Annotated in this window: 16 protein-coding genes; 4 read left to right on the top strand and 12 right to left on the bottom strand. The window is 36.4% G+C overall.

The window, feature by feature from the left end; translation table 11 throughout:
• Nucleotides 1–308: 308 nt before the first annotated feature.
• Nucleotides 309–797, top strand: coding sequence for a DUF4890 domain-containing protein (locus QM491_RS25285; RefSeq protein WP_283330370.1), 489 nt, complete (start codon nt 309–311; stop codon nt 795–797).
• A 92-nt stretch (nt 798–889) separates the two neighbouring features.
• Here the strand turns inward: QM491_RS25285 and QM491_RS25280 are convergent, their stop codons facing one another.
• Entirely contained in the window at nt 890–1,270 is a 381-nt protein-coding gene (locus QM491_RS25280) for a hypothetical protein (RefSeq protein WP_283330369.1), read from the bottom strand.
• Nucleotides 1,271–1,685: 415 nt separating this feature from the next.
• Here QM491_RS25280 and QM491_RS25275 point away from each other — a divergent pair, with 415 nt between their 5' ends.
• Nucleotides 1,686–2,144, top strand: a complete 459-nt coding sequence (locus QM491_RS25275; protein WP_166552898.1) for a hypothetical protein — start codon at nt 1,686–1,688, stop codon at nt 2,142–2,144.
• 141 nt (nt 2,145–2,285) lie between these two features.
• On the opposite strand, the gene QM491_RS25270 is transcribed toward QM491_RS25275, so the two are convergent.
• From QM491_RS25270 to QM491_RS25230, 9 genes are all read right to left on the bottom strand, one after another.
• Nucleotides 2,286–3,209 (bottom strand): sugar phosphate isomerase/epimerase family protein, encoded by a 924-nt coding sequence (locus tag QM491_RS25270; protein WP_283330368.1) that lies wholly within the window; start codon nt 3,207–3,209, stop codon nt 2,286–2,288.
• A gap of 289 nt (nt 3,210–3,498) precedes the next feature.
• Nucleotides 3,499–5,214 carry a GMC oxidoreductase gene (locus tag QM491_RS25265; RefSeq protein WP_283330367.1) on the bottom strand — a complete coding sequence of 572 codons (1,716 nt, stop codon included), beginning with the start codon at nt 5,212–5,214 and terminating at the stop codon, nt 3,499–3,501.
• A gap of 172 nt (nt 5,215–5,386) precedes the next feature.
• Complete coding sequence (locus QM491_RS25260) at nt 5,387–6,373, bottom strand: alpha/beta hydrolase (protein ID WP_283330366.1); 987 nt, start codon at nt 6,371–6,373, stop codon at nt 5,387–5,389.
• A 433-nt stretch (nt 6,374–6,806) separates the two neighbouring features.
• Entirely contained in the window at nt 6,807–8,075 is a 1,269-nt protein-coding gene (locus tag QM491_RS25255) for a lipoprotein N-acyltransferase Lnb domain-containing protein (protein ID WP_283330365.1), read from the bottom strand.
• 182 nt (nt 8,076–8,257) lie between these two features.
• Nucleotides 8,258–8,935, bottom strand: a complete 678-nt coding sequence (gene rsmI, locus QM491_RS25250) for a 16S rRNA (cytidine(1402)-2'-O)-methyltransferase (RefSeq protein ID WP_095163508.1) — start codon at nt 8,933–8,935, stop codon at nt 8,258–8,260.
• A gap of 24 nt (nt 8,936–8,959) precedes the next feature.
• Nucleotides 8,960–9,190 (bottom strand): 4a-hydroxytetrahydrobiopterin dehydratase, encoded by a 231-nt coding sequence (locus QM491_RS25245; protein WP_095163509.1) that lies wholly within the window; start codon nt 9,188–9,190, stop codon nt 8,960–8,962.
• A gap of 130 nt (nt 9,191–9,320) precedes the next feature.
• Complete coding sequence (locus QM491_RS25240) at nt 9,321–9,725, bottom strand: type II toxin-antitoxin system RelE/ParE family toxin (RefSeq protein ID WP_283330363.1); 405 nt, start codon at nt 9,723–9,725, stop codon at nt 9,321–9,323.
• Nucleotides 9,726–9,739: 14 nt separating this feature from the next.
• Entirely contained in the window at nt 9,740–10,177 is a 438-nt protein-coding gene (locus QM491_RS25235; protein WP_283330361.1) for a hypothetical protein, read from the bottom strand.
• A gap of 107 nt (nt 10,178–10,284) precedes the next feature.
• Complete coding sequence (locus tag QM491_RS25230; protein ID WP_283330360.1) at nt 10,285–11,433, bottom strand: DNA-binding transcriptional regulator; 1,149 nt, start codon at nt 11,431–11,433, stop codon at nt 10,285–10,287.
• Nucleotides 11,434–11,563: 130 nt separating this feature from the next.
• On the opposite strand from QM491_RS25230, the gene QM491_RS25225 reads away from it, so the two are divergent.
• Together QM491_RS25225 and QM491_RS25220 are read left to right on the top strand one after the other, a co-directional pair.
• Complete coding sequence (locus tag QM491_RS25225) at nt 11,564–12,649, top strand: mandelate racemase/muconate lactonizing enzyme family protein (RefSeq protein ID WP_283330358.1); 1,086 nt, start codon at nt 11,564–11,566, stop codon at nt 12,647–12,649.
• Between the two features lie 2 nt (nt 12,650–12,651).
• On the top strand, nt 12,652–13,407 hold the full coding sequence (locus QM491_RS25220) for an SDR family NAD(P)-dependent oxidoreductase (protein WP_283330357.1): 756 nt from the start codon (nt 12,652–12,654) through the stop codon (nt 13,405–13,407).
• A 149-nt stretch (nt 13,408–13,556) separates the two neighbouring features.
• Here the strand turns inward: QM491_RS25220 and QM491_RS25215 are convergent, their stop codons facing one another.
• Complete coding sequence (locus QM491_RS25215) at nt 13,557–14,354, bottom strand: DUF3667 domain-containing protein (RefSeq protein ID WP_283330356.1); 798 nt, start codon at nt 14,352–14,354, stop codon at nt 13,557–13,559.
• A 229-nt stretch (nt 14,355–14,583) separates the two neighbouring features.
• Nucleotides 14,584–14,766 carry a hypothetical protein gene (locus QM491_RS25210; protein WP_283330354.1) on the bottom strand — a complete coding sequence of 61 codons (183 nt, stop codon included), beginning with the start codon at nt 14,764–14,766 and terminating at the stop codon, nt 14,584–14,586.
• Between the last annotated feature and the right edge of the window lie 156 nt (nt 14,767–14,922).

Here is a 14,922-nt window from a genome sequence, read left to right as displayed (position 1 = left end):
ATAGTTATAGATCTTTGTTAAATCGCTTCGACACAACGATTTCAAGTTGGATGGGGTTTAACTTTATAGCATTCATTATCATGGCAATTAAGAAAATTAAAAAGTCAAGATGACTTCATAGATAATTTGGAAGCCATCTGTGTAAACAGATGGCTTTTTTGTTTTAAAGGAGCAAAACAAAAGAAGAAACTGCAAAAAGAGGCTTTTAGTCTTTTTTTTATGCGATTTTGTCGCATACTATATGAAAGTTCACTGTATATACATATTTTTGCTACTGATTCTATTGCAATAATCACAAGAACAAAACAATGTCCGTTACAAAAAAAATACTTGCTGCGCTCTTGATGGGAGCGGGCTTGTTGATATGCTCAACAAAGGAAGCTGACGCCCAATACGGCGGCGGTTATGGTGGTGGATACGGCGGTGGCTATGGAGGTCGTCGATTCGGTAGCGGTATTCCGCAGGCTGGTCAAGGCGAAGAACGTAAAAGAGATAATACTCCAGATCCAGAAAAAATTGCAGAGGAAGAAACTCGTTGGATGACTAAAAAATTAAGTCTGAATGAGGATCAACAAATGAAAGTCGAAGATATCAATATCAAATATGCTTTCCAGCGTTTGGACATGTATGAGGCGATAAAAAAGGCTACAAACAACGGAACAACTCCTCCTTCAGATGAAGTACGCATCAAGCTTCGTGAAAAGATGCAGAAAATGAAGGCAGATAAAGATAATGATTTTAAAGCTGTTTTGACCCCAGAGCAATATGAGATATATCTCAAAAAGCGTAAAGACTAGGTCACGGCAAAAGACTTTTTGATTGAGAAGTTTAAAGAGGTTTATACAGCAAAGTCACTCCTAAATTAGGAGTGACTTTCTTTTTGTACTCGTTACAAACTCTCCGACAAAAATCTTCTGAAATCGGTTTTGTTTTCGGACCAGATTTTTTCAAATACTTGTATTTTATCTCTAAGTTCTACCAAATCATCAAACAGTACTCGATCGCCAGCGGGATTACCTTTTACTTTTTCTCCCAACTCGTTATCAGTAATTTGTAACTCATGCGATAACTCATCGTTTACTTCGTCTTGTCTGATAAAAATACTTTCAAAGTGGCCTACTTTCATTTTGATTTCCTGAGCGGTATTTTGTGCTGAAACAGAAGCAAGTTGGTCTTGAAATGTTTTTAACTCATCTTTTACAAAATTTACTTTGCTTTTCCACTCATTAATTTCTGTGTGCAACTCGGTAATATGTTTTTTGCTACTCATGGTTTAAAATGGTTTTTGGGTACAATGATGCGAATGTTAAGTCTGAATAGAATTCAGTTTTATGAAGATCTGAGATGTTTTTGATTAATAGTAAGCGAATCTTCTAAGGCAAAGTTGTATCTATTTTGAGATTGGAGGTATGAGAACGGTCAGCAAAAATGCCAACCTTACTCAGTTGTGGTGATACCATTGAAATGGATAATATCATAACAAAGTCCTATTATAGAATAAAAAATTGGAGAAGTTAGCAAAAGGACAGTTGAACGGTATTAAGTTGTTTATCAAATTGTTAAAATTGCTTTTTTAGGTAACTTGCGGATAATCTGTCAGTGGAAGTTCTCTTAATTTACTTATATTTGTACTAAAAGTCCCCAATTGCCGTTTACAAGAAAATATCAAATCAAATAAATTTTTTATGAAGCATTTAGCCCTTGTCCTTGTAGGATTGTTATTAGTTGTCTCATCTAGTTGTAAAAAGAATAACGTTTCTACAAAAACTAATACTGAAAAATTGACTGCCAAAGTATGGATGGTTTCCGAAGTTTCTTCAACAGGAGGCTTGGTAGTGGTGTACAAAAGAGATTTGGCCAGCAATGGATATGATTTATCAAAAGTGCGTTTAGAATTCCTTTCAAACGGAACAATTCGTGGCGTAGATAACAACGGAAATACCTCGACAAGTGGTACTTGGAAGTTTGTGAACAACGAAACTCAAATTGAAATTTCAGGAATCAACTTCGCAGGAATTAACTTTGGTACTATTACGGTGACTCGTTTGGAAGACGCTAATTTCGACTTTACAGGTACTGCATCAATTCCTCAATTGGGTATTCCTTCTACTGACGCAACAGTGAAAATGATTCCAGCCAACTAATATTTATTGAGTTAGTGATTTGTCATGGAGTGATTATTTTATCACTTATTCATTATACCAATTAAAAATCCCCACAGAACAAAATTTATTTGTCCTGTGGGGATTTTTAATTGGGAGAAAGCGACTTTCGAGCGCCTTCTTTTAATATGGCAAAAACTGTTTTAAATAGTTTCTTGCTGTCAAAATAGCTTTTTCAATATCAGCACTTGAGCCTTCGTAAGCTTTATCTTCTACCTCAATGACAATTGGTCCACGGTATCTAACATCGTTGAGTGCCGAAATGAATTTTCCCCAGTTAATATCTCCAAGACCTGGGAGTTTTGGAGAATGGTATTCCAACGGATTTGCCATGATTCCAACTCTGTCCAGTTTTTCTTTATATACTTTGGCGTCTTTCAAGTGAATATGATGTAAGCGCTCAGTATAATCATAGATTGGGCGACAATAGTCCATTTGTTGCCATAACAAGTGCGAAGGGTCATAGTTTAACCCTAGTGTTGCCGAAGGAATAATGTTAAACATTTTATCCCAAATGGCAGGAGTTGTTGCAAGATTCTTTCCACCTGGCCATTCGTCGTCCGTAAAAAACATTGGGCAGTTTTCAATCCCAATTTTTACTCCATTGTCTTCTGCTAGTTTGACAATTTCTGGCCATACTTCTTTGTATTTGTCAAGGTTGTAAGCAACACTTTTTGAAATATCTCTTCCAATGAAAGTATTCACTACAGGAACTCCCAATTGTGCTGCTGCCAAGATGATTTTCTTGATATGATCTTGAAAAAACTTCGCTTGCGTTTCGTTGGCATCTAGTGGGTTGGGATAATACCCTAAGCCCGAAATATAGATTCCTTTAGAGGCTACGTATTCTTTGATATATGCAATTTTCTCAGGAGTCAAAGACTCTACGTCGATGTGTGTAACTCCAGCATAACGACGAGCATCGGCGTTTCCTGCTGGCCAACACATAATTTCGATACATTTAAAGCCGTTGGCAGCCACAAAGTCTATGGCCTGCTCGAAGGTATTATCTGCTAAAATGGCACTTACAATTCCTAAATCTAACATGTTTTTGGAGGTTTTATCTTAGAGTATGTTTATAATTCCTAAATTATTAAAAATGAAAGAGTTTGTGTTTTTCAAATGAAATCCTGATGTTTGAGCCGTAGGCGAGGTGGGTCGCCACTCCGATTAGGATTTCTTGACTTTCTTTTGCGGCCGCCGCTGCGGTTACTTTTCTTGTGTCAAGACAAGAAAAGTAAGGAGTGGCGAAAGGAAATTTTGTTTTTCTTAATGAGAGCTAAATAAAATTTTCAAATACACCATTAGTTTTTTTGGGATGTTTTATAAAAGGGTTTTACAAATTTTTCTTTTTTAATTCATTCACTGCAAAATTCACAGCTCTTGCGGTGAGTGCCATAAAGGTCAACGAAGGGTTTTGACTACCAACCGAAGTCATCGCTGCTCCATCTGTTACAAAAATATTTTTGCAATGATGTAGCTGATTATGAGCATTGAGCATTGATGTTTTGGCATCTTTTCCCATACGTACGCCACCCATTTCATGAATGTCCAGCCCAGGAGATTGTTTGGTATCGTACATGAAAATATCTTTAATGCCTGATTTTTCCAATATTTCACTGGCTTGTTGGTGAAAATCTTGAACCATTTTGGTATCGTTAGGCTCGTGGTAATCTATCGATGTTACTAATTGTGGAATTCCCCAAGCATCTTTGAGTTCGTTTGAAAGACGCACATGATTTTGTTCTTGCGGGACAGTTTCGCCTTGCATCATGATAAATACACCCCATGGACCGACTTCAGTTGATTCTCTTTTAAAATCTGACCCAAATGCATCAGAATGAATCTCTCGATTCCAACCAGTGCGATAAGCCGAAAAAGCAACCATATAGCCACGGAGAAAATCCGTTTCTTGTTTGCGCAAGTTTCTGAAAGAAGGCATAAAGGCTGTAGTCGGGCGTCGACCTAGATAATATTCTTTTTCGAAACCTTCATACGTGCCACCACCAGCACCACGATAGTTATGGAAGGCTACATATTTTCCAAGCAAACCGCTATCGTTGCCTAAGCCATTTGGGAAGCGATTCGAGGTTGAATTTAATAGAATCAGGTTAGTATTTAAACAAGCAGCATTGACAAAGATTATTTTAGCATAAAACTCCGTCATTTCCTTGGTTTGAGTATCTATGACTCGCACGCCTGACGCTTTTTGTCTTTTCTCATCATAAATAATTGAATGAACAACAGAGTGAGGTCGTAAGGTGAGATTGCCAGTTTTGGCTGCCCAAGGTAGGGTGGAGGAATTACTGCTAAAATACCCACCATACGGACAACCTCTATAACACAAGTGTCGAGCTTGACACTGACCTCTACCTTGTTTCAAGTGAATTTCTTTAGGTTGTGTCAAGTGAGCACATCGCCCAATGATTACCTGACGGTCACTGTAGCTTTGTTTTACTCTTTGTTGAATATGTTTTTCAAGACAATTAAGCTCCCAAGGGGGTAAAAACTCTCCATCGGGAAGGCTATCGATACCGTCTTTATTACCACTGATTCCTACAAATTTTTCAACCTTGCTATACCACGGGGCTAAATCTTTGTGACGGATAGGCCAATCTACCGCAAAACCGTCACGGGCAGGTCCCTCAAACTCAAAATCACTCCAACGTTGCGTTTGTCGAGCCCAAATCAGAGACTTTCCGCCAACTTGATAGCCACGAATCCAATCAAAGGGTTTTTCTTGAACATACGGATGTTCGTGGTCTTTGACAAAAAAGTGTGATGTAGCTTCATCATAGGCATAGCAGCGTTTGACAATAGGATCTTTTTCTTGTTCCGCCAACGGAATTCTACCATGATGAGGCATATCCCAAGGATTGTACATGGCAGTTGGGTAATCTTCGATATGCTTGACCTCTCGACCACGCTCTAGGACAAGTGTTTTGAGACCAGCCTCACAAAGTTCTTTTGCTGCCCAGCCGCCACTGATACCTGAGCCAATGACAATAGCGTCGTAGGTTTGGTTTTTGTGGGCTTTAATATTCAGATTCATGTTGGAAATTGGGATATTGTTTTGTTATTTTTCTTAAATTTAAAAGAGATAAAAGAACTATTTATAGTTAGATTAAAAGCTTTGTGTACAAAAAAAGGAATAGCTTTTTCATTCCTGAATTTAAGCTATTCCTTCTATAAAATGTTGTGGGGCTATGAGGTAAATAGATTGATTATTTATCTAGAAAGCCTTTTATATGAGCAATCATTTGCTCCGACTGACAAGAGGTTGACATGTGTCCACAATTTCCTTCCAACAAAACTAACGGGCATTTGAGTATTTTTGAAAGTTGGATAGCAGCTAATGGGTTGACCATTTGGTCTTCTGGAGCCACCAATATCATGACTTTTGCTTTTACCAAAGGGGCTATTTCTTGAGGTGTTTTGCCTTGATAAATATCTTGCTGGAGCATGGCGCGTAATTGTGCTGCCCAGTCATAAGCATTGAGGGTTTGAGCTTCTTTTTCTAGTTTACCAATCAATTCTGGATAAGTAGTTGTTGGCGTATTTTGCGCTCTATAGGAAGGTGTCCAGAGGTGCATTTGATGCAGGGCATTTACCGAAGCCATAGCTTCAGGACTATAATTTCCTCTTTCAATCAGATTTAATTGAAGATTCCAGAAAAGTTTATCATAGCTACTTTGTTGTGGTGAACCAATAATAGGAACAATCTTGTCCATGTACTCAGGATAACTGAGCATCCATTGAAAGGTTTGCATACCACCCATAGAGATACCAGTTACTGCGTATAGATGAGATAGTTTGAGATGCTCACTACTCAATTTATAACTTGCCGTAACCATATCTCGAATATTGAAAGTCGGGAAAAGTTGATTTTTTTGCGAAGCGCTATTAGAAGGTGAAGACGATACACCGTTGCCAAGGGCATCTACAATGATGACAAAATATTTGGTACTATCTACAAAACTTTTAGGATCGGCGACAAAGGATTTTTGCTGACTATTACCTGTAAACCAAGTAGGGACCAATACGGCGTTGGATTTGCTTGCATTAAGTTTTCCAAAAGTGCGATAACCGATTTTACAATCTTTGATGACTTGTCCATTTTCCAGTTTGAAATCGCCAAGTTGATAAAATTTTTGTTGAGCGACAGCCCAATTAGCAAGCCCACATAATAGTAGTAGGAGGATTTTTTTCATAGTTGGGAAAAGAAGTTATTGGTTAGTTGTATATCAGTTATTAGATATGCGCTTATAATCAGAGAGTTATGGTAAAAGTGTATCTCGAAAATACAATTAAGTAATCGTGCAGAACAAGATTTAAGTTATGTGCTTAGGCAAAAGGCAGCAGGAACAAGGCAAAGATTGTTAAATTGTTTTTAGTAACGATAGATATGTATTTACCGAATGCCCATAGCTGAAAGCTAAAGAAAACAAAGAGATTTTTATTAAATTATAAAGACTTTTTGCCTAATGCCTACGGCTTACAGCCTATAGCCTAGCACTTAAATCTAGCTAAATGAAAAATTTAACTCACAATTCACTAAATAAAAAAAAAGGGATTAAGGATTTTGTCCTTAATCCCTCAAAACTTTAATAGTTTTTGGGAAATGTGTCCTTGACCTAGACTGAATTATTCTTCATTGTCGTAATTGATTACCTGCATCTTACGACCTTTGATAACCTTACGAAATTTGTTCATTGTCAAGCGGTGTTCACGTTCAAAGCCTACATGATACATAGATCTTACTAAAAGTGTAAGCACAATAAGTACCAATTCAATCATGTAAGGAGCTACGAATACTAAAGCTAGTGCTGACGCTACACCCGTTACTACAAAATAATACACATACCAAGACTCACCATTTTTTTCTCTTAATCTAAAAATTAGAGGCAAATGAAAAGGCAATGCCCATAAAATATTTTTGTTGTTCTCTGTTACTCCATGATTAGTCCCGAACCATAAAAATACTAAAATCCAACCAATAAAACCAGCGATACTGAATAGTATTTTATCTAAATTATAACCTTTTTGTCGTCTTTTCCAATGGTCATAAGTTTTCCAACAAGTAAACAATAATACCATTAAGAAAAAGAAAGCTGGTTGTAAGAAGAAAGGCATTGGTTTTACTTCCTCTTTCGCTAAAGCATATAAAGGAGCTTCTGTATCAACTAAATAGCGAAGCACTCCGTGAGTCATTCTTTTGGCTGCTCCCAAACTTCTGTGTAAGTTGGCAGGAATATAGTTGGCTTCAAATTGAGTCGTTCTTTCATCTGCTTCAGAACCGAGTGCTATATTCATGGCTACTGCTGGCCAACGCATATCTCCTGTATAAAGTGATTTGTTCATCCACTGTCTGAAAGTGGTATCACTCATGGTCTGCAAATTAGCAAAGTGGACGCTATCCGTACAAGCCACTACAATTGCCTCACGAACACGTGTGGCACAGTTGTCAGTAAAAAATTTGTATTGATAGGTACGTTTAGCAGGATCATTATAGGTTTTGTCTAGTTCATCCAGTATACGTTGCTTTTGAGCCAAAGCCATATCAAGAACTTGCTCATTCATACCACGCTTCATATATTGATAATAGGCAATATAATCACCAATAGGGCGATACTCCATTTTATAGGGTAAAGTCCCTTGGATAAATCTCCAGTAAAAATTGGGAGTGCTAAAATCGTATACGCCCCAGTTATAGGCACGATCAACGCCATTAGCTGGGTCATAAATCCACAAAAGAGAGTGTCCAAAAACATCATTCAACTCTTTTCCAGGGTCGACTGTAATGACACTTACTTTGGCACTTTCTGAAAGTTTTTGAGCATTGACCAATTGGATACAACTACTCAGAAAACAAAATAGCAAAATAATTTTAGATAGAATGTTGAGGTTTTTCATGTAGTTGAGGTTTTACGGTGGCGATACAAGCATCCGTGTGAGTTGTACTAAAACTAGATAATACAATTTAGTTTAGATATAACACAAAAGGGATAGACTATCATTAGTTTTGGCAATAGTTTTCGTAAATTATCAATATTTACCGAAAAATCGAAATCAATTAGCAGGTAATTACTGAAAAATTATTCTTTTCCAGCAATGACCAAAACAATTTCACCCTTAATAGTATTTGGATTTTCTTGATAATGTTTCAATACTTCAGCCAAAGTACCTCTAATGTTTTCTTCAAACATTTTGGTCAATTCTCTTGATACACAGGCTTGTCGGTCGGCACCCAAATATTCACCTAACTGTTCAAGTGTTTTAATTAAACGATGTGGAGACTCGTAAAAAATCATCGTACGCTCCTCGTTTTGAAGGTTTTGCAAACGAGTTTGGCGCCCTTTTTTATGAGGTAAAAATCCTTCGAATGTAAAGCGATCAGATGGAAGTCCTGAATTTACGAGTGCAGGAACAAAAGCAGTTGCTCCTGGGAGACATTCAATTTCCAAACCCTGCTTCAAGCATTCACGAACCAATAAAAAGCCAGGGTCTGAAATGGCAGGCGTACCAGCGTCAGACACAAGGGCAAGGTTTTTCCCTTCTTTCAACATTTTGATAATACCCGCAGTACTGTGATGCTCGTTGTGGGCATGGTGTGCAAAAAGTGGCTTAGAAATGCCCAAATGCTTTAACAACATGCCAGAATTACGAGTATCCTCTGCCAAAATACCATCTACTTGTTGTAGTATTTTAACTGCTCGAAGGGTAATATCATCAAGATTGCCAATGGGGGTTGGCACTAAATACAATTTACTCATTAGTTCAAAATCCAATAATAATCTTTATAAAAGTGCATCTATTGCCTTAGCCAAGGCATGGTCTTTTTCGGTGACCGTGTTGCCAGCATCGTGAGTGGTAAGCTCAATGGTGACCGTATTCCAAACATTTGACCACCAAGGATGATGATTATGCTGTTCGGCCAAAAGTGCCACACGAGTCATAAAGCCAAAAGCTTCGGAAAAATCCTTAAACTGAAAGGTACGTTGTAATTTTTGGTCTTTTTCTATCCACATAGTCGATGAAGAGGGCTAAATACAAAAAGGATGCTTAATCAAGCCCGAAGATACTTGATTTTTGAGGGAAAATGATGAAGTCAAGGGAAAAATAGGAATTGATAATATGATTCTGTGAACACAAATAGTATTAAATCAAAGATAAAGTGCTTTGATTGAGTTCTTGTAAGGTATCATTATCACGCTCATTTTTTAAAATATTCATAAATATCTTGATTTCTTGAGGAGAGATGTTGTCTTGTCCTTCTGAACCGATTTTAGAAAAAATGTACAGAAAACAAACCTCTTCATTAGATTTATTCAAGAATAAGATAAGTCTAAAACCAGCACTTTTACCTTTATTTTGCTGAGTATTACTGATTCGAACTTTTAGAATTTTGTAATTACCAGAATCCTTTAATACATACTTTTTTGCAAAAATCTCTTCGAAACTAAGGTTACTCAGCTCTTTACATATATCCGTTTGAATTGTGGGATATTTTTTGATTAGGTGCTGTATGCAATTGATAAATTCCGATGTAGCTAGAAATTTCATTTTTTGATGTAGAATTATATAAAATCCTCAGGAATTAGGTCATTGTCTGCTTGAATAAAGTTTTGAATATCTTCGATATATTCCAAAATTTGCTGCTGTTCTGTTTCTAAATTTTCAATACTTTTTGCAAATGACTCTTGAGCAAATTTTAGCGTTTTAAACTTTTTCAGAAAGCTGTTTAAAGACATATATAGCGCTTGTAATGACTTTTTAAGACTTTCAATCTCTTTCAAAGAATTTGGAAAGTTCTCTTCTATTTCGTCGTTAATTATGGCTAGCGCTTTTACTAATTTGTCCAAATTGGTTTTAGTTCTATTTATTAAATCGAGATGTTCATCCGAACCAGCAATAACCTTTTGATTCGGAATAAAACTTGTAATATATTTTTCACTCAACGAATATGCTTCATCGAGATGATTGTTGAGGGATGCCGCAGACATTTTTGTTTTCATTATTTATTAGCATAGAAAAATGTAAAAGTGCCAGCTATTAAAAGCATATAAAGCACTTATTGATATGATGTTTTATAAAGTTAACGAAAAAAAATCATGTCAAGTTTTTATCCCCCCATTTTCTTTCGCCATTCAATTGGAGTGATTCCCTCCAGTTTAGAAAACCACCTACTTATATGACTATGGTCGTTGAAACCCAGTTCAAAGGCAATTTCTTTTATGCTTCGATTTGTGGAGAGTAATTGTTTGAATCGGGAGAGTTTTCGTACTTGTATTTCTTGGAAAATAGAATGCCCAATCGCTTTTTGAAATTTCTGATTTAATACTTTCAAAGAGCTATTGCTTGCCTGTACAATGTCTTGTACTTCAAGGTTTTTGTGAATATTAGCAGAAATAAATTGTATTGATTTGTTTACTTCCTTGTCAGTAATAGCCATGGTATCTGTAGAGGTTCGTTCGATTACTTCTAAGGCTTCGGTCAAAATAATTTGTTGATTTGGTACTTTTCCCTGCAACATATCGCTAAGTGTAGAGCAAATGTTGAAGGCGGTACTTTGATGATTACGAGCAATACTCGAAAGGTTTGGATAGGTAATATTACAAATTAATTCATCGTTGTCTATGCCCAAAACTGCTATTTCATGCGGTACTTTTACTTGCGCCATTGAACAAGCATTGATAAGTATTTGTCCAAAATCATCATTGCAACATAAAACACCTGTAGGTTTTGGGAGAGATTTTATCCATGTAACTAAATTTTCAAAATTGTAAGAAAGTACATCTTCCTCATTGCCTTTGAGTAAGAACGAACTAAACTGGATATTGGAAGAAATAGCCATTTCCTGAAAAAAAGACATTCTTTGTAATGACCATTCCAGGTTCTCTATTCCTAAAAAAGCCAAACTTCTAAATCCTTTTCGGATAAAATATTGAATTGCCAACTTAGCATCCGACAAATAATTCCCTTTTACATAAGGAATCCCTTCAACATGATTGACAGAGGTAACCTGAATCATGGGGATGCCTAATTGTGCCATTTGAGCAATATCTTCACTATTTTCTAAAATACAAGCATCAGGTTTTACTGACTGAATTAGATTGATTCTGTTGTTTGTTCTATTATTTTTTAGAAAATAGGCCGGTTCAAAAATAATATCCCAATGGCTTATCTGATTGTTGTAGTCATAAATGCCACGCAACAAATCACGACTATAACCCCGATTGGATTCAAGATGGATGAATACTTTTTGAGCCATGTTTTTTCTTTTAAATGATACTTTTTCAAAAATACATTATTGGTAAATAATTGGCGATAGAATAACCAAAAATGGTGGCAAAATGTCAAGTTGCGATTTTTACTTTTGTAAAAACATAAAAGTTAAAACCATGAGTTCTTCTGTTAATATTAGAGATTTTAAATTATACAAAGCTGTTGCGCCACTGAAAAAGCCAATTGCTGATGCGACACATACGCTTCATGAGATTTCGTTTTTGGTATTGCGTTTACAGCTCGAAAATGGTGTGGTTGGGGAGTCTTATTTGCTCTCATTTCAGTATTCTCCTTATGCCATTCAAGGGGCTTTTAGAGATTTATTGCCACTAGTAAAAGGCTATGCAGCGTATGAAACGGGAAAAGTTTACCAAAAATTAGAAGAAGCCAACGAATATTTTGGAAATCAAGGTATCAATCGCTGGGTGCAGGCTGCTGTCAATATCGCTATGTGGGATGCTTGGGGAAAATGTTTGCATCAGCCTGTAGGCAAACTTTTGGGAACCTATCGTGATAAATGTGCTATCTATGGAAGCGGAGGTTGGATTTCTTATACGATTGACGAGCTAGTAGCAGAAGTAACAGATTATGTGTCTCGTGGTTTTCAGGCAGTAAAAATCAAAGTGGGAAATCCCAACTGGCGTACAGATTTGGAGCGTTTGAGGATTGTTCGTGAAGCCGTTGGTAATCAGGTGAATATCATGATGGATGCCAATCAGGGGATGAAGTTGCCCTCTGCCTTACAATTGGCAAAGGCTGCGCAAGATTTGAATATCTTTTGGTTTGAAGAACCGCTTCACCATCAGGACTTTGAAGGATATAAAGCGCTCAAACAACAAGCTGGTATATCTTTAGCGATGGGCGAACGCGAATATGATACCTTACCATTGGTGGAATTGTTGAAACGAAGTGCCTTAGATATTTGGCAACCAGATATTCTCAGAATAGGTGGGGTAGAGGCTTGGCGAGAGTCTGCTTTATTGGCTAATAGTCACCATATTCCTGTTTTGCCACATTATTACAAAGACTATGATGTGCCATTGGTTTGCTCTATTCCAAATGGAGTAGGTGTGGAGTCCTTCGATTGGATTGATCCATTGATAGACAATCCAATGTTGGTAAAAGATGGATTTGCTTATCCGCACGAAAGGGCAGGTTGGGGTTTTAACTTTGTAGATGATATTTTAGAACTGATTTTTTAAACATGAATATTTTTTCGTTAAAAGGTAAAAAAGCCTTAGTGACAGGCGGAGGTACAGGTATTGGTTTAGGAATCAGTAAAGCCTTAATTGAAGCTGGGGCAGAAGTAATTATTACAGGACGAAGAGAGGAAGTTTTGCAAGACGCTTTCAAGAAATTAGGAGAAAATGCACGCTATCGTGTATTTGATGTAACCCATAAAAAGGAAATCCCTGCTTTTATTCAAGACCTAGAAACACAATTTGGAGCAATAGATATATTGGTCAATAATGCAGGAATACACTTGAAAAAGTTTTCGAACGAAACAACCGATGAAGAATTTGAAAGTATTATTCAGACTAATTTGTTGTCAGTTTTTTCCCTAACCAGAGAATGTGCCAAATACATGGCGCAACGCAAAAGTGGGGTTATCTTATTTATTGGCTCAATGGCAGGAATATTCGGTATAGACCGTGTATCTGCTTATGGAACTTCAAAGGCAGCACTAACGGGCTTGATGCAAAATCTGGTAACGGAGTATTCCAAAGATATGATTCGAGTGAATACCATAGCTCCAGGTTGGATAGAATCCCCCATGTTTTTGAATGCCATTAATGCTGATTTAGCAAGAAAAGAAAAAATTACCAACCGCATTGCCATGCCAAGTTATGGTACACCAGCCGACATAGGGCATGCAGCAGTGTTCTTATCATCAGAAGCGGCACGATATATCACAGGAGTTGTATTACCCGTAGATGGTGGTGCGTCGGTTAATTTTTAACAAAAACCTGATTCAAGTTTGTTGAATCAGGTTTTGTGTTTTTCTATTTCTTAGAACAGTTTTAGGTATTAGGCAAAAATGTATTCATGATTTTAAAAGTGTTGATAATTAAAAGTTTACGTTCACAATTCATCATTCAGTACTAATTATTATTTTGGCTTGGCGTATTCCAACACTCCTTTATCCACAAACATACCATAAAGTATAAATACGACAGTGGAAGCAATAATAGCCAGTATATAGGCTAGTAGGGTGAGCGATACTACTCCTAGAATCTTAATAATTATCTTTTTTAGAGGGATATGATCGTAGAAACCTTTAAAAAACCACACTAAAATAAACGGAAGAATCAAAAATGAACTTTGTGAAATAAGCATCATTTTTTCAGGATTTTGCTTAAAAATGAAGATTATCGGATACATGACTATTATACTAATGAGTGTGTAATAAGACACCACATAAGAGTTCATGACAATATGTTCATAATAATTGTGGCCTTCTTTTTTAAACGGGATTCTGGTAATAAAGGCAAAAACTGGTAATAACAAAACCATGAGTATGGCATAATAGCTCGAAATTATCGTAAAGATATCCGACATGAGCTTTGAGTTAATGTGCTGTTGTTCTGAAAAGTTTTTCATAATTTCATCAAACTTCAAAACACTAGTTGATACAAATATTGAAATACCTGCCAGCACAAAAGTGAGAGCAATCGGTTTATAGTGGTCAACTCGGTTACCATCCATATACTCTCTAGCGGTTTTGCCGGGATTACGAAGGGTTTTAAATACAGAATAGAAAAAGCCTTTGTTGACATCGACAAAAATGTCTTGAACTTCTTCTACGACATAGGCTCGATTTATTCTTTTGTATCTTCTTTGACCACAGTTAGGGCAGAAGTTTCCTGTGATGACTTCTTTACAGTTTCTACAATTTTCTTCAAGCATAGTGTTTCAATTTGAGTTTTGGAAAATGAGTATTTTCCTGAGTAATAGGCTACGCAGGTTTTAATAATGGAGGAGGAATATTAGAAAAGGGTTTGAAAGATTTCGTTTTGTAGACGAAAAAGATATCAACGATTACAGGCAAATGATTGGACTTGGTAGATTTTAAGGTATAAGTTTTTCATAAATGTCGGTTTAAAATGAGTTGCAATATAATGACATACTCTGGAATCTACTCATTCTCTTTTTTACCTTTAAATATCATATACAGTGCGAATATTAAAGATACCCCATAAACTATATCAAGATAAGGTCTTTTAAATGTTAAAGTGGCAAAATTGAAATCTTTGTAAAGACCAGTGCCAATAATAATGGCAATAAGTAACAGAGGAAAACTGATTTTTTGATTTTTCATAATTGCTAAAACTTGTTTGAATGAGGTATATACTAATTGAAGTCATCTTGACTTTTGGTAGAATTGCTTAAAAATAAAAAAGGTTGTTGATATTTGTTTTGCGAACCATACCAAAGCAACCTTTTTATGTACTACGTACTCAGCAAAGATATAATA

Origin of the sequence: Flectobacillus longus (genome assembly GCF_030056705.1) — a bacterium.
Classification (GTDB): Bacteria; Bacteroidota; Bacteroidia; order Cytophagales; family Spirosomataceae; genus Flectobacillus; species Flectobacillus longus.
Note: the sequence above shows the minus strand (reverse complement) of the source record. Positions and strands in the feature narration are given on the sequence as shown.

What these genes read in the sequence shown, in the direction of transcription:
- QM491_RS25285 (WP_283330370.1), top strand. Translation starts at nt 309, where the DNA reads ATGTCCGTTACAAAAAAAATACTTGCTGCGCTCTTGATGGGAGCGGGC.
- QM491_RS25280 (WP_283330369.1), bottom strand. Translation starts at nt 1,270, where the DNA reads ATGAGTAGCAAAAAACATATTACCGAGTTGCACACAGAAATTAATGAG.
- QM491_RS25275 (WP_166552898.1), top strand. Translation starts at nt 1,686, where the DNA reads ATGAAGCATTTAGCCCTTGTCCTTGTAGGATTGTTATTAGTTGTCTCA.
- QM491_RS25270 (WP_283330368.1), bottom strand. Translation starts at nt 3,209, where the DNA reads ATGTTAGATTTAGGAATTGTAAGTGCCATTTTAGCAGATAATACCTTC.
- QM491_RS25265 (WP_283330367.1), bottom strand. Translation starts at nt 5,214, where the DNA reads ATGAATCTGAATATTAAAGCCCACAAAAACCAAACCTACGACGCTATT.
- QM491_RS25260 (WP_283330366.1), bottom strand. Translation starts at nt 6,373, where the DNA reads ATGAAAAAAATCCTCCTACTACTATTATGTGGGCTTGCTAATTGGGCT.
- QM491_RS25255 (WP_283330365.1), bottom strand. Translation starts at nt 8,075, where the DNA reads ATGAAAAACCTCAACATTCTATCTAAAATTATTTTGCTATTTTGTTTT.
- rsmI (WP_095163508.1), bottom strand. Translation starts at nt 8,935, where the DNA reads ATGAGTAAATTGTATTTAGTGCCAACCCCCATTGGCAATCTTGATGAT.
- QM491_RS25245 (WP_095163509.1), bottom strand. Translation starts at nt 9,190, where the DNA reads ATGTGGATAGAAAAAGACCAAAAATTACAACGTACCTTTCAGTTTAAG.
- QM491_RS25240 (WP_283330363.1), bottom strand. Translation starts at nt 9,725, where the DNA reads ATGAAATTTCTAGCTACATCGGAATTTATCAATTGCATACAGCACCTA.
- QM491_RS25235 (WP_283330361.1), bottom strand. Translation starts at nt 10,177, where the DNA reads ATGAAAACAAAAATGTCTGCGGCATCCCTCAACAATCATCTCGATGAA.
- QM491_RS25230 (WP_283330360.1), bottom strand. Translation starts at nt 11,433, where the DNA reads ATGGCTCAAAAAGTATTCATCCATCTTGAATCCAATCGGGGTTATAGT.
- QM491_RS25225 (WP_283330358.1), top strand. Translation starts at nt 11,564, where the DNA reads ATGAGTTCTTCTGTTAATATTAGAGATTTTAAATTATACAAAGCTGTT.
- QM491_RS25220 (WP_283330357.1), top strand. Translation starts at nt 12,652, where the DNA reads ATGAATATTTTTTCGTTAAAAGGTAAAAAAGCCTTAGTGACAGGCGGA.
- QM491_RS25215 (WP_283330356.1), bottom strand. Translation starts at nt 14,354, where the DNA reads ATGCTTGAAGAAAATTGTAGAAACTGTAAAGAAGTCATCACAGGAAAC.
- QM491_RS25210 (WP_283330354.1), bottom strand. Translation starts at nt 14,766, where the DNA reads ATGAAAAATCAAAAAATCAGTTTTCCTCTGTTACTTATTGCCATTATT.